Annotated in this window: 17 protein-coding genes; 3 read left to right on the top strand and 14 right to left on the bottom strand. The window is 35.2% G+C overall.

Translation table 11 applies throughout. The features are described from left to right. Positions 1–107 precede the first annotated feature (107 nt). Both AB3U99_RS08305 and AB3U99_RS08300 read right to left on the bottom strand, forming a co-directional pair. Positions 108–632, bottom strand: a complete 525-nt coding sequence (locus AB3U99_RS08305) for an NADPH-dependent FMN reductase (protein WP_400246815.1) — start codon at positions 630–632, stop codon at positions 108–110. A gap of 54 nt (positions 633–686) precedes the next feature. Then, positions 687–1,304, bottom strand: coding sequence for a superoxide dismutase (locus AB3U99_RS08300; protein ID WP_400246814.1), 618 nt, complete (start codon positions 1,302–1,304; stop codon positions 687–689). Positions 1,305–1,542: 238 nt separating this feature from the next. Here AB3U99_RS08300 and AB3U99_RS08295 point away from each other — a divergent pair, with 238 nt between their 5' ends. Beyond that, positions 1,543–2,175: a helix-turn-helix transcriptional regulator gene (locus tag AB3U99_RS08295; protein ID WP_400246813.1), complete on the top strand. Its 633-nt coding sequence runs from the start codon at positions 1,543–1,545 to the stop codon at positions 2,173–2,175. Positions 2,176–2,262: 87 nt separating this feature from the next. On the opposite strand, the gene AB3U99_RS08290 is transcribed toward AB3U99_RS08295, so the two are convergent. The 3 genes from AB3U99_RS08290 to AB3U99_RS08280 all read right to left on the bottom strand — a co-directional run bounded on the left by AB3U99_RS08290 (position 2,263) and on the right by AB3U99_RS08280 (position 3,905). Continuing rightward, entirely contained in the window at positions 2,263–2,508 is a 246-nt protein-coding gene (locus AB3U99_RS08290; RefSeq protein ID WP_031538771.1) for a DUF1450 domain-containing protein, read from the bottom strand. Positions 2,509–2,881: 373 nt separating this feature from the next. Beyond that, on the bottom strand, positions 2,882–3,085 hold the full coding sequence (locus AB3U99_RS08285; RefSeq protein ID WP_400246812.1) for a hypothetical protein: 204 nt from the start codon (positions 3,083–3,085) through the stop codon (positions 2,882–2,884). Positions 3,086–3,428: 343 nt separating this feature from the next. Beyond that, on the bottom strand, positions 3,429–3,905 hold the full coding sequence (locus tag AB3U99_RS08280; protein ID WP_400246811.1) for a methylated-DNA--[protein]-cysteine S-methyltransferase: 477 nt from the start codon (positions 3,903–3,905) through the stop codon (positions 3,429–3,431). 261 nt (positions 3,906–4,166) lie between these two features. Between AB3U99_RS08280 and AB3U99_RS08275 the strand changes: the two genes are divergently transcribed. Continuing rightward, positions 4,167–5,558 carry an L-cystine transporter gene (locus tag AB3U99_RS08275; RefSeq protein ID WP_400246810.1) on the top strand — a complete coding sequence of 464 codons (1,392 nt, stop codon included), beginning with the start codon at positions 4,167–4,169 and terminating at the stop codon, positions 5,556–5,558. 237 nt (positions 5,559–5,795) lie between these two features. Here AB3U99_RS08275 and AB3U99_RS08270 read toward each other — a convergent pair whose 3' ends face one another. From AB3U99_RS08270 to AB3U99_RS08240, 7 genes are all read right to left on the bottom strand, one after another. Beyond that, positions 5,796–6,470: a hypothetical protein gene (locus AB3U99_RS08270; protein WP_400246809.1), complete on the bottom strand. Its 675-nt coding sequence runs from the start codon at positions 6,468–6,470 to the stop codon at positions 5,796–5,798. Continuing rightward, the gene (locus AB3U99_RS08265) at positions 6,460–6,966 is read right to left on the bottom strand and encodes an RNA polymerase sigma factor (RefSeq protein WP_400246808.1); all 507 of its coding nucleotides are present in this window, start codon (positions 6,964–6,966) and stop codon (positions 6,460–6,462) included. The genes AB3U99_RS08270 and AB3U99_RS08265 overlap by 11 nt, the downstream gene beginning before the upstream one ends. A gap of 163 nt (positions 6,967–7,129) precedes the next feature. Continuing rightward, the gene (folE, locus tag AB3U99_RS08260; RefSeq protein ID WP_400246807.1) at positions 7,130–7,693 is read right to left on the bottom strand and encodes a GTP cyclohydrolase I FolE; all 564 of its coding nucleotides are present in this window, start codon (positions 7,691–7,693) and stop codon (positions 7,130–7,132) included. Between the two features lie 32 nt (positions 7,694–7,725). Next, the gene (gene queE / locus AB3U99_RS08255; RefSeq protein WP_400246806.1) at positions 7,726–8,454 is read right to left on the bottom strand and encodes a 7-carboxy-7-deazaguanine synthase QueE; all 729 of its coding nucleotides are present in this window, start codon (positions 8,452–8,454) and stop codon (positions 7,726–7,728) included. After that, the gene (gene queD, locus AB3U99_RS08250; RefSeq protein WP_400246805.1) at positions 8,447–8,929 is read right to left on the bottom strand and encodes a 6-carboxytetrahydropterin synthase QueD; all 483 of its coding nucleotides are present in this window, start codon (positions 8,927–8,929) and stop codon (positions 8,447–8,449) included. The genes queE and queD overlap by 8 nt, the downstream gene beginning before the upstream one ends. Positions 8,930–8,933: 4 nt before the next feature. After that, positions 8,934–9,611: a 7-cyano-7-deazaguanine synthase QueC gene (gene queC / locus AB3U99_RS08245; RefSeq protein ID WP_400246804.1), complete on the bottom strand. Its 678-nt coding sequence runs from the start codon at positions 9,609–9,611 to the stop codon at positions 8,934–8,936. Between the two features lie 188 nt (positions 9,612–9,799). Continuing rightward, positions 9,800–10,717, bottom strand: a complete 918-nt coding sequence (locus AB3U99_RS08240) for a CPBP family intramembrane glutamic endopeptidase (protein ID WP_400246803.1) — start codon at positions 10,715–10,717, stop codon at positions 9,800–9,802. A gap of 233 nt (positions 10,718–10,950) precedes the next feature. Between AB3U99_RS08240 and AB3U99_RS08235 the strand changes: the two genes are divergently transcribed. Continuing rightward, on the top strand, positions 10,951–11,163 hold the full coding sequence (locus AB3U99_RS08235) for a helix-turn-helix transcriptional regulator (RefSeq protein WP_400246802.1): 213 nt from the start codon (positions 10,951–10,953) through the stop codon (positions 11,161–11,163). A gap of 53 nt (positions 11,164–11,216) precedes the next feature. Here AB3U99_RS08235 and AB3U99_RS08230 read toward each other — a convergent pair whose 3' ends face one another. Continuing rightward, a complete protein-coding gene (locus tag AB3U99_RS08230; protein WP_400246801.1) occupies positions 11,217–12,767 on the bottom strand; it encodes a hydantoinase/oxoprolinase N-terminal domain-containing protein in 1,551 nt (516 codons plus the stop codon). A gap of 3 nt (positions 12,768–12,770) precedes the next feature. After that, positions 12,771–13,859, bottom strand: coding sequence for a DUF917 domain-containing protein (locus AB3U99_RS08225; RefSeq protein ID WP_400246800.1), 1,089 nt, complete (start codon positions 13,857–13,859; stop codon positions 12,771–12,773). Positions 13,860–13,882: the final 23 nt, after the last annotated feature.

Raw genomic sequence — 13,882 nt, 5'->3', positions numbered from 1 at the left:
CTAAAATCATAAAAAACACAAACAACTATACTTGATTAGTATAATCGTTTGTGTTTATCACCAACTGGAATACTTATGTCCCAGCCTCATTTGCTCATAAGGTAAAATTAGCGTTTTAAATAAATTATTTCCTCGGCTAATTTAGTCATTCTTATTTTAGCGTCTTCATCCGTGATTTCATTCTCTTCATCAAAATAATCATTATGCACAAACACATTTTGCACAGTAACCAATCCTTTAAAATACGTAAGAATTGGCTTTAATTGATATTCCATCACAAGAAAATGTTTATCTGTACCGCCTGTAATAACCATTCCTGTAACTTTTGATTTGAACGCATCTACCGGTAGATGATCAAAGAGATTCTTTAACACACCTGTTATGGAAGCTTGATATACTGGCGTACCTATAACTAGAGCATCAGCAGCTAATATGGTGTTTACTACTTTAATCGTATCATCATTATAATAGCTAAGTGGTGCACCATTAACAAACTCAATATCATACTCTCTTAAATCAATCAACTCCACTTGAATAGCTGGATCAAGCGACTTAGCTGCAACTAAAACTTCATTCACTGCTTTGGAAGTTTTTGAACCCACTAACGAGCCGGAAATTCCTACAAGCTTCATATTATCCTCCAAGCTTAAAGATAAGCATGAAACACTTAATCTTCGTTCATCTTATTAGTTATTATTAGCAAATTTATCAGCAACTACGCTCCAATTAATAATAGAGAAGAAATTGGAAATGTATTCAGGTCTTCTGTTTTGGTAATTTAAGTAGTAAGCATGCTCCCAAACATCTAAGCCTAGGATTGCACGTTCTCCTTCCATAATTGGATTATCTTGATTTGGTGTGCTTGTTACTTTCAAGTTTCCTTCTTGGTCAACAACTAGCCATGCCCAACCAGATCCAAATCTAGTTGTAGCTGCTGCAGTAAATTGTTGTTTAAATGTATCGAAGCTTCCAAATGCTTTAGTGATTGCCTCTGCTAATTCACCAGAAGGAGCATTTTCATCTGTAGCTGGTGCAATTACTTCCCAAAATAAAGAATGATTTAAATGACCGCCACCATTATTTCTAACAGCAGTTCTAATTTGTTCTGGTACATCATCAAGATTACTTAATAATTCCTCTAATGATTTTGCTTGTAATGCTTCCTGCCCTTCAAGAGCTGCATTTAAATTATTTACGTATGTTTGATGATGTTTTCCGTAATGGATTTCCATTGTTTGTTGATCGATATGCGGCTCTAAAGCAGTAAATTCGTAAGATAAAGCTGGTAATGAATATGTAGTCATTTGTAATTCCTCCATTATTTTTATTTTTATACTTATTGGTTTAAAAAGTATAATTAAACAATAAACCAAGAAAAGAAAAAAATCAATCATTTTATCTTTTGAATTTATGTAAATAAATCTTTACAGCCTTCGTACACATTAACTGCTTTCAACATTTTATACTATATGGTATAATAAATTTTACTACATTTTAATTTGCTTATATTTTTCTCTCCAATGTATAGAATGGAGGTTTATGATGACAACTAAACAAAAAACTACAAAAGATAAAATCCTTCATTTCCTTAAAAAAGAAGGAGCTTTAACGGTAAATGATTTTACAGATCGCTTGCAAATTACACATATGGCCGTGCGAAAGCACTTAACGATATTAGAAAAAGATGGATTGATTCAATCCGAACTAGTAAAACAGCCAATGGGACGACCTATTCAAAGCTATACTCTGGCGGAAAGAGCAGAGCTTTTTTTCCCGAAAAGCTATGAAGGAATTAGTATAGATTTATTGCATGATGTGAAAGAACTATATGGAGATGATTCGGTTCAGCAGTTATTTAATAAACGGGAAGAACGTCTTACAAATGAATATATTTCGCGCATGAGTGACAAGACCCCTTCTGAAAAAATGCTGGAAATGGTTGAGATTCAAAATGAAAAAGGGTATATGGCGGATCTGTCGAAAGTGGACGACCATACTTTTGAAATAACGGAATACAATTGTCCTATCTTAGAAGTAGCTAAGGAGTTTAAAGTAGCCTGTCGCTGTGAGACAGAAATGCTAAAAAACGTCCTAGGAACAAATACAGTTAGCAGAACATACTGTCGCACAGAAGGAGATAATCACTGTAAATTTTTAGTGCAGTTTGTATCTTAAAATGAGGATATTTCCATATTCGGAGCAATAGAAAAGGGAAGCCTTAAGCGTTACTCACTTAAAGACTTCCCTTTTTTTAAAAATATATTATGCAAAAATAGCTAGTTCCGCTTCAATTTGCTTCATAATTAATTGGAGGCATTCTTCTGTGGTTTTCGCAAAAATCCTTTTTCCGTTCACAATGGCATAAGGTCGTTTCGCACACATCCCACAAAATGAAAGACAGCTGCTTTCAATCACTGCAACTTCTGGATATTTTGATTCTATGATTTTTTCTAAATCTATTTCAGTAATCAAGCTTCCATCACAAATTTCTACGACTACAATCCCCATTTTTCAGCTCCTCCTTTCTCATTTCTCCATTAGCTATATATAAACGATGATTTTGTAATTGTTCCCATTAATAGTAAATCAAAAAATATTACTTCATTTTATGATCTAACAGCAGATAATTTAATCCCAACAAGGACTATCATCAGCAATCCCATCTCTTTTTTATACCGTATAGTATAAAAAACAAGTATATACATTTAATCACTTTCTGTACAAAAAAGCAAGAAAAGAAACTCAGGTGAAACTAGTCTCTTCCTTGAAAATAAAAAAACTCCTTGGTAGTAGACTTAGGAAGTAAAACAAGTCAGGAATCATCTACACAAGGAGCATCGTTTTATAAGTCATTAAGTTTCTTCTATGGAAAATTTTGTTTCTACCCACCAAAAAATTTCTTTAACTTCTCCAATTCTTCTTCACTGTATGTTTTCGACTTATCAAAATAAGGATTATCTTCCAGTACATTTTCAGGGTCAAGATTTGTTTTAATTGATACACTAGGCACTTCTGAATTTTCTGCTATAACCCTATCTGTTAAGCTATCAAAGTTGGGTAGCTTAGTTCCTTTTTGCTCTTCCATAAAAGTACCTCCCTTTTTCCTATAGGATTTTCTATTACCTTTAATTTATGCTAAAAATCCAAGTGAAAAATCCTTAAAAGCATCCCTTTTGTCTTTCTTATAATAAATGGGAATATCATCCTAATTATTAGTAATATTCGGACAAATTCGCTCATCCATTCACAATGTTTGCTTTTGTAATCGTTTTCAAATATAATGTAAACTAGGTTGGATAACATCAGTGGTTATCATCGTACTCAGCGCAGGTGGAGCTGGTACTATTATAGAGCTTTTTAAAGTTCTAAAAAAGAAGCAGAAAATTTTCTTATTAATAGAGGATTTTCTGCTTCTTTCCTTTTCCTTATTAGATTATTAGTTTATATCTCTGCTCATGACTAAGCAGCCACTCTTTTCTCCATAAGCCACCCGCATACCCAGTTAACGTTCCATTTGCACCAATAATTCGATGACATGGAATGACAATACATAGTTTATTTTTGCCATTTGCACTTCCAACTGCTCGGACTGCCTTTTCATTCCCTATGTTGTTGGCAATATCTTTATAGGATCCAGTAGCAGCATACGGAATAGTCGTTAACGCGTTCCAAACTTGCTTTTGGAAAGGAGTACCCTCTATTTCCATCGCAAAAGAAAAGTCATGGCGCTTCCCCTTAAAATAGTTATCTAATTGCTTGAAGCACGCAACTAACACATTTGGTGTATATGCATCAATCACATTTTCTACTTGCTCTTTCTCCGAAAACAAGATAGAATAAATAGCCTTTTCCGTCCCGCTTATTTCTATTACTCCAATTGGAGAATGGTAATCGATTGTATACATCCTATCCCCCCATATAGCCTTATTTGCTATTTATTTTACCAGAAAGGTGTATAACAAACACTATACTAAATGATTTTATCTTCCCCTCGCTACTTTATCGAATTAGCAACAACAAAAACACCTTAGCTATTTTGTATCTAATCCTTCCCATATTTTAAAATTTTATATTTACAAATGTGATAAATAATGGTAATCTTTTAAAGAATTTACTTAATCCCTATTTAACCTATAGGAATTATATTTTTAAAGGAGGACATAGTATTGAATTTATTTGCTATTTTAAACATTATTATCTTACTTATCTTGCTTAGTGTTCTTTTCTATATGCAAAAGAAACATATTTCCTTTTCCAAACGTGTGTTTACAGGATTAGGACTTGGTATAATATTCGGGGCCATCCTACAATTGTTTTATGAGCCGACTTCTGAAGTAATTACCATCACGAATGATTGGTTTGGTTTAGTCGGAAGCGGATATGTAAAGCTATTGCAAATGATTGTTATGCCACTAGTATTTATTTCGATTATTGCAGCATTTACTAAGCTTGAAAAATCAGCTAATCTTGGGAAAATCAGTGGCCTTGTAATTGGAACACTATTAATTACAACAGCTATTTCTGCTGGAATTGGAATTGCTACAACTGCTGGCTTTGACTTAAAAGCAATTGATGTAAGTGCTGGCGATGCTGAAATTCTTCGTGGACAACAATTAGAAGAAACTTTAGGAGAAGTACAAAGCACGACTGTACCACAAAAAATTCTTAGCTTTTTACCTGCTAACCCATTTCAAGATTTAACAGGTGCTAGACCAACATCTACGATAGCAGTAGTTATTTTCGCAGCATTTGTTGGGGTTGCATTCCTTAGTATTAAAAGAAAAAATCCAGAACAGGCAGCATTTTTCCAAAAAATCGTCGAGGCTATACATACGGTTGTTATGCGAATTGTAACATTAGTGCTGCGATTAACTCCATATGGAATCCTTGCATTAATGGCAAAGACCGTTGCAGGAAGTAACTTTGATGCCATTGTGAAGCTAGGTAAATTTGTTATTGCTTCATATGTTGCGTTAATCGCGATGTTTATTGTTCATTTAATCATTCTTGCTATTATGGGACTAAGCCCAAAACAATATGTGAAAAAGGTTTGGCCTGTTCTTACTTTTGCTTTTACATCACGAACAAGTGCTGGAACAATGCCATTAAACATTGAGGCACAAAAAAATAAATTAGGTGTTCCTGAATCCATTGCAAACTTCTCTGCATCCTTTGGAGTATCCATTGGGCAAAACGGCTGTGCGGGAATCTATCCAGCAATGCTTGCAGTTATGATTGCACCGACACAAGGGATTAATCCTTTATCCCCTTCTTTCATCGCAACTTTAATCATTGTTGTTATGATCAGTTCTTTTGGGGTAGCTGGAGTTGGCGGAGGAGCAACTTTTGCAACATTAATCGTTCTCTCTACTTTAAACCTACCAGTTGCTTTAGCCGGGGTATTAATTTCCGTTGAACCACTAATTGATATGGGGCGTACTGCTTTGAATGTAAGTGGATCGATGGTTTCTGGTGTTGTAACAAGTAAAACATTAGGTGAATTAGATACGAAGCAGTATCATTCTAATGAGATTGACGCTTCTGAAAATATTGCGTAATAGAAAAAAGCAAAGCTCTTATCAATTCGTAGGGGCTTTGCTTTTTATTTTGACTATTTCACATAGTTTGCTGTTTACTATGAAGTTAGGTATAAAATCAGGTTCGTATCAATACGCTCTAGGCACTTTCTTTCCCCTACTTCCCTTAAAAATTAAGATTGAGTGTCTAACATTGACAGATTAAAAAATACGCTTCAAAAGGAACAATTTTTACGAAATCACCTTTCTTATTAAGTTTTATTTACTTAATTGATCGATAAGGTCAAAGTAATTGATTTTCATAACTTCTATTTTATGTTCTTCATTTAGATTTGCTTGCCCAGTAATCGTTCCCACTGCTGCTGAACTACTGCCTTCCTTTTGATACTCTACTTTCGCAGAAAAATTATAAATGATCTCATCTGAATTGGTTTTTTCACATTTAATATCCAGTGCCCTTAACTTGTAATGATGTCTCTCCGGTTCAATCCATACTACGGAACCATAGCGTGATACATATTCATCAAATGCCTCATCACTTGCAAAATATTCTCTATATAAATCCTCTTCATATTCTCTTAATCCTTTAATTTCTCCCTCCTCTTCTGTATCCGTATTATTCATTATTTTTTCCCATTCATCGTCTGGACTTGTAAAGTTATTTTTTATAACAGCTTCAATTGTTTTTATATTCTCATGATCATTTGGCATGGGTTCTGAATCATAAGGTAATACACTTAGCCCAAGTGGTATTACGATAAAGATAAATGCTACGGCGGCTATATATGGGAATATTCTGGAAGCTATTCCACTCTTCTTCCGAGTCGAAGAGACCTGTGTCCATAATTCTTCCTTCATTCCATTAGGTACTTTAATAGAGTTAAATTCCTTTTCTAATCGGTCCTTTATTACTTTTTCTTGATTATTCTTCAATTCTTCCCTCACCTCCTGTTTGGTACTGTTCATATATTTTTTGTTTTGCACGGAATATTCTTGATTTGACTGTTCCTAATTTAATTGAAAGTAGGTTAGCTATTTCTTTCTCCGTCAGATCATCCATATACTTTAAAACTAAGACTTGTTTCTGTTCGGGTGGTAAGTTAGCTAAATAAAGTTCTAATTCATCCTTCTCATAATTAAATTCATCAGAATTTAAGACATAGTTTTCTTCTTCAAACGTATAGGCTGATTGTCTTTTGTTTTTATTATAGATATCAATGGCAGTACGTGTAGCAATCGTAGTTATCCAAGCGTTCATACTTGTGTGTTTATTTATTTTCCCTAAATTTTTAAACACCTTTATAAAGGTATCGTGTGTAGCATCTTTCGCTAGCTCCTCATTTTTTAGAATATAATAAGTTGTTTTATATATCTTTTCAAAAAAGAGTTCATAAATTTTTCTTTCGTTTAATGTACTGATTTCGAACACCTCCCTTTATCTATAAAGACTGGTTAATAGATAGAAAAGTTCCTTTTATTCTTACAAAATTTCTCACTTCTATATGCAAGGTTTATTAAAAAGCATATGAGTTATAAAAAAAAAATCCTGCTAATCACAGGATTTTTTCAAAAATTTAATACAAATATCAAACTTATTTTATCATCGCAAATACTTCTGCACGCTTATTACTGTCTGTTTGGAAAACACCACGAACAGCAGAAGTAACTGTTTTAGCCCCAGGCTTTTTCACACCACGCATGGTCATACACATATGCTCTGCTTCCACAACAACCATCACACCATGTGGCTCTAGTGTTTCCATCATTGTATCTGCAACCGTGGATGTAATTCGTTCCTGTAGCTGTGGGCGTTTCGATACTGCCTCGATTGCTCTAGCAAGCTTACTTAACCCAGCCACTCTTCCTCCCTTAGGAATATAAGCTACATGTGCTTTTCCGTAAAAAGGAACTAAGTGATGCTCACACATCGAGTAAAAAGGGATATCCTTTACTAATACCAATTCTTCATGGTCTTCATGAAAAATCGTTTCAAAATATTCTTTTGGATCGATGGTAAGACCAGAAAAAACTTCTTCATACATTTTTGCTACACGTTTTGGAGTATCCAATAAGCCTTCTCTGTTTGGATCCTCTCCAACCGCTTCTAATAATAAGCGAATTGCCTCCTCTATTTGAGGAATATTAATTTTACTCATTCCCAAATCCTCCTAAATACCTTCCAGCTTATCTACACTCCACGCTTATTTCCCCAAATATACGTATGCAGCTGTGGAAGTACCTTTACATTTTTGAATTCATTATCAAGCATTGTCTTATCAATCAGCCACTCGTATTTAGTCAGTAATTGCTGTACTAATTGCGCGTTATCGATTGTTTTATTATCTTCGTTACCGACCTGCAGAAAAAAAGGAACATCTGGATAACGCAGATGAACTTTCTTCGCATATTCATAATCTTCGTCTGAAAATACAACAACTTTTAGACTAATATGATTACTTCGGTTTGCATCTCTTAATCTTTGCATAATCGAATCTAATATGTCAAAATCCGTATTCATTTTAGAGCTTGGTGGTTTGGGTGAAATAGTTAGTTCATCAATAGTTACAAACCAATCCTGCCATCTACTCCCCTGTGTTTCAAGGCCAATTTTTATTTCTTTTTCTTTTAATAAATCTACCAGAAAGGAAAGATTTTTCAATAGAGCAGGATTTCCTCCAGAAAGGGTCACAAATGAGAAGCCATTGCCGCCTAAGCGAACTAATTCATCCCATATTTCTTCTGCCTGCATTTGCTTAATTAGCTCTTTGCCGCTGCCATCCCATGTAAAAGCAGAATCACACCAAGCACAGGAATAATCGCAGCCTGCCGTTCTGACAAACATCGTTTTTTGACCAATGACCATTCCCTCTCCTTGAATCGTTGGTCCGAATATTTCCATTACAGGTACTTTACTCATTCTCCATCCACTCCCTTCTCATTTCTGCAAAACTAGTAGGAGTTTCATAAAGACGAACAAATTCCACTCTTGCCCCATTATCTGCTTGCTTCATTTTATCCTTGTTCAATGCTTCTTCCATTTTTTCAAAAATCCAATAAACGATATTTTCTGCTGTTGTATTCATTAGCGGAAGTGTTTCATTTAAATAGCGGTGATCCAAATAAATTTCAATATCCTTTTTCCAAATATTTTTAATATCACCAAAATCAATCATTAGGCCACGTTCATCTAAATATCCGCTAATGCCAAAAACAACCTTATACGTATGTCCATGAAGATTCATGCATTTCCCTTCATAGGCATGCAAGTGATGTGCTGCATCAAAGGTGAATTCTTTACTCACCATGACACGTTTATGATGATATTTTAATTGCTTAGAAGAAATATCTTCCCCAAACTTTTGCAGTTTATCTACAATTCGAAAGTTATGCATATAATTATAGCCCCTTTCGAATAGCTAAATATTCATCCAAGCCCTTTTGACGTAGCTTACAAGCAGGACACTCTCCACAGCCATCTGCAATGATGCCGTTATAACAGGTTAGTGTCTTTTCTCGAACAAAATCAAAGGCTCCTAGTTCATCTGCTAGCTCCCAAGTTTCTGCTTTATTTAACCACATAAGTGGAGTATGAATTACAAATTGATTATCCATTGATAGATTTAGTGTTACATTCAACGACTTAATAAAAATGTCACGACAGTCAGGATAACCACTAAAGTCTGTTTCACAAACACCAGTTACGATATGCTTTGCTTGAATCTGGCTTGCTAACACACCCGCGAATGACATAAATAATAAATTGCGTCCAGGAACAAATGTGGAGGGTAATGCTCCATCTTTTCCTTCTTCAACCGCAATATCGTCTCTCGTTAAAGCATTTGGCGCAAGCTGATTTAGCAAGGACATATCAAGAATATGATGCTTAATGCCAAGCTCTTCGGTAATTTTCTTCGCACATTCAATTTCTGTAATATGTCTTTGGTTGTAGTCAAACGTTACAGCCACTACTTCTTTGAAGTTTTTCATTGCCCAAAATAGACAGGTAGTGCTATCTTGACCACCACTAAATACAACAACCGCTTTTTCATTTTTCATTTCTAAAATCTCCTTCATATAGAAAAAACAGCACTACTAAGAAAGCAGTCCTGTTTTTCTTAGTTTTTTAAAGAGGGTAGCTAGAACCTCCACCGTAGTATACGGATTTTACTATACTATTGTTTTAACTCGACTTATTATAACGTATATTCACCAATTATTCTATTAGAATATTACTTTTTCTCTAAACATGCTTTAAATAAACACTATGCCAATCTTTTCTTTGTATATAAGTTGGTTACCAAAAAGCCACAAGCAATCATTACAGTCGCAAGAAAGCCTCCTTCTAGACCAAAAGAACCACCTGTTAACCAATCATTTCCCATGGAAACATCGATTCCGTAAAGACCATATGGCGTCGTACCACTAACTGGGAAGCCAAATACATTTCCTTGGAAATAATTCCACGTTATATGATAGCCAATCGGCATCCATAGGCTTTTTGTCTTATCATACATATAGGCAAACAAGAGTCCTACTAGAAAAATATTAACAATTCCGAGGATCGCTACATTAGGATTTAATAAATGAGCCACACCAAAAATTAGCGCTGAAACGATATACACAACAGACTTAGAGTTCCCGTTATCAGTAAGAGTTGTCATAATATAACCTCTATATGTTAGTTCCTCTGAAAACCCTACTAAAATAAAAAACAAAAGATAAGCTATCGTGTAGGCAGAAAAATCTGGAGAACCAATTGAATTAGCCATCTCTATATTTTTTGTGAATAATAGAATAAAAAAGATAACGACGATAGACACTGCACCAAGGGCTAAACCAGTGAAAAAATCTGGAGAAAACTTTTTAAATCCCATTTCTGAAATTCTCTTCTTATTAACAAACTTCCATAAAAGAAACAAGATTGCGATACCGCCGACCATCCCTATTCCCTGAGACAAAAGAGAGAGGGGAGAACCATCTAATACCTGATCAATCATTTCATCAGAAATATCAGGATTAATTTGAGATTCAATAATGACAGCTATAAACATACCTGGGGCTGAAAGAATCAATTGCGCTATCATTGTGGCCAATAAAGCTAACAAAATAATCCAACCAGATCTTATCTTACCTAACTTATTTTTGAACATATTTGCCTCCATTTTTTTGGCTTTCTTCATTTAAAATGCCTCTCCTCATTATATCTATTTTCACTTGGAAAATATATACTTTATTAAGTTAGCAACAACATCAAAATTGTTGTCTATTATTCGGAAAATTCTACATAGTAGTAAGAGAGAAACAGGAAGCTTAGCTCCATTTACATTTTGAGTAGGAATGGTTAGTTAGTTTATTTTTGGGTATGGAATAGTACTACTAAATAAAATATTATGAAAAGATTGGAACGATTATCATGATTCAATTTGAATATGATATGGAGCTACGAAAATATTTAGAAAATGAATTAATTTCTACCTCAGAAGTTACCGAGCTATTAGGATGCACTCGGCAATATATCCACGAATGTGTTAAAAAAGGAATTTTAGACCCTCTTAAAGTAGGCAACAAAGAAAGGATTTATTTAAAGTCAGATATAATTGCACATATAAACAGAAAGAGAAAATGACTAAGATCATTTTCTCTTCCCCTACACTTCTTCGTCTCGTTTAAATATGCAAATTAGGTTAGTTCGCCTACCACTTTCACTCGTAGTCTTGTAGCATTGCCTGGATGATAAGCTAATGGAATTTCTTCTATTTCCACAAGCTCAATCGTATCTACTTTTGCACCTGCTAAAATTGCTTGTTGTCTAGCCCTATCTTCCGCATCTTTTCGTGCATCCTCACGAGAAATTTGGGAATAAATATATATTTGCTCAAATTGTCCGCTTATTTGAGAAATAGATGCTCCAATCGCATTTGCCACAGCACCATTCTCATCATGAATGATTTCTTTCACTCCTTTTAAATGTCGTGGAATAATAATGCTTCCACCGCCTACTAAAACTACAGTAGCATCATTATTACTCGTTTTCATTTTATCAATAGCCTCTTCCGTCATTACAGCTATTTTTTCAAAGGCTTGTTTGGCAAATACTTCATCTATATGAGCTACTAATTCTGGATTACCCACCTCTGCCGCTCCTAAGCGAACAGCAATATCTGTTGTTGTAAGCGTGTCACCACCAAATACCAGAGCTTCTTCTGTAATTCGATACCCTACACTGTCTGGTCCAATCGTTACTTCATTATTTACTTCTCGAACAATACTTCCCCCACCTAAACCAATGGATATAATATCAGGCATACGGAAATTCGTACGGACACCACCTACATCCACTGCAAGCGAAGACTCACGAGGAAATCCACCTGTTAGTACACCAATATCGGATGTAGTTCCTCCAACATCTAAAACCATTGCATCTTTGATTCCTGCTAAGTAAGAAGCACCCCTGATACTATTCGTCGGTCCACAAGCAATTGTTAAAATCGGAAATTTACGAGCATAATCAATAGACATTAATGTTCCATCGTTTTGGCAGAGGAATACTTGTGCATCATTTATTCCTTCTTCCTTTAACGCATTTTCAAAACCATTGCTTGTCGTTGCAATCACCTTAAATAAGGCGCTATTCAATATCGTTGCATTCTCTCTTTCAATTAAACCTACAGAACCGATTAAGGAAGAACAAGATACGGGAGTTGTTTCTCCCATCACTTCCTCCACTAACTCCGCAACTCGAAGCTCCTGATCATTTTTTAAGGAAGAAAAGACCCCAATAACTGCTATTGCTTCCACTTTCCCATTCCATTCTTTCAAGATGCCCCGTATTTCTTCCTCGGAAAATGGAGAAAGTAACTGTCCATCATACTCATATCCCCCACATGCCAAGCGATACTCCCCCGATAATACAGCTACCATTTCTTCTGGCCAAGCTGTATAAGGAAGGACAGAGGCGGTTGCTGGATAGCCTAGGCGAATGACCCCTACTTTTGCTAGTTTTTTTCTTTCCACAATTGCATTGGTGCATTGGGTAGTTCCTAACATCGCATGCGTTACTTTTTGTCGATCAATTCCTGATTCTTCTAATACCTTTTTTAAAGCAGAAACAATTCCAAACTCTATATCTTCACTTGTAGGCATTTTGACTTGATGAATTAAGTTTAACTTTTCATCCAGAATAACAGCATCTGTATTTGTTCCTCCCACATCAATACCAATTTTATACATCTATTACACTTCCTTTCTCACAAGTTCCTCTAATGGTGTATAGGAAAGATCGTAACCAAAGTACTTTGGTCCAACCGTTTCAATCCCCTTTTCTGATCGCCATTGTGGATCAGAAGGCAATGCTAGCACTCTCACTCTTTTTCCATATTTTAAAGATTCTGTTGTAATAGGATTCAACGTCTCTAAATCTACTAAACAAATTAGATCAGGTGTCATCGCAAGAGGTTTTCCATTCTTTTGAGCTACTAAATTTTCATTTTGAAAAAACACTTGCACATTTTCTCCTAAGTAGTTTTCTAAACCATCAAGCGTTACACAGCCTCTATTAAATCCTCCCATTGTATTGCGATCCACATCAATAATTTTCCCGTCAAACAAATGATAGCCATTCGTAATTTCTAATAGTTCTCTTAATTTACCCGATTCATCGTCACGATTGGAGCGAATAATTTGTCCGATTTTTTCTGACAAGGTGATGATATTTTTCACACTATATTTTTTCAACTGTTCCCCTGTACAAGGATAGATACTTACTAAGGAGCTTGCTCCCATCTCAACGGTCGCTACTCTTGCAATTCGCTCTGTCCATTTATTATCAATTGTTTCCATAATACCGATATTCCCTTTTTCATCTGTAATAGCCATTGGAGTAGAAGAAACACCATTTAGATGAAAGGTTACCATTTGTAGTTCTGGGAATGCTCTCCCCATTCCGTCACAATCAATTAGCGGCAAACCTAACTGTGCAGCAACTACTATAGGAATCATTGAATTGACTCCACCAGCTTCCATCGGAAATGTTCCCTTTACTTCTTTATTTAAATATTGACCTAGTTTTTGAAATACACGGACGAATTCATCACCTTTTGGAAATTTCTCAATCAAAACAGATGGTGCCCCCATCATTGCTGCTGGGATAAAAAAGTCATCATTTTCTACTTCTTCAGGCGACAATAATTGGACAGGACCATTTGCTTTTATTGCTGAAAGAGCCATCATCTTTCCGATATATGGATCCCCTCCGCCGCCAGTACCTAAAAATGCTGCCCCTACTGCTATATTTTCAATTGCTTCCTCATTTAGATATCGCATGTTGCTACCTCCAGTTGTTCAAT

Origin of the sequence: Niallia tiangongensis (assembly GCF_044704065.1) — a bacterium.
Taxonomy (GTDB): domain Bacteria; phylum Bacillota; class Bacilli; order Bacillales; family Cytobacillaceae; genus Niallia; species Niallia tiangongensis.
The sequence above is the reverse complement of the archived record's forward strand: the minus strand, read 5'-3'. Positions and strand labels throughout refer to the sequence as shown.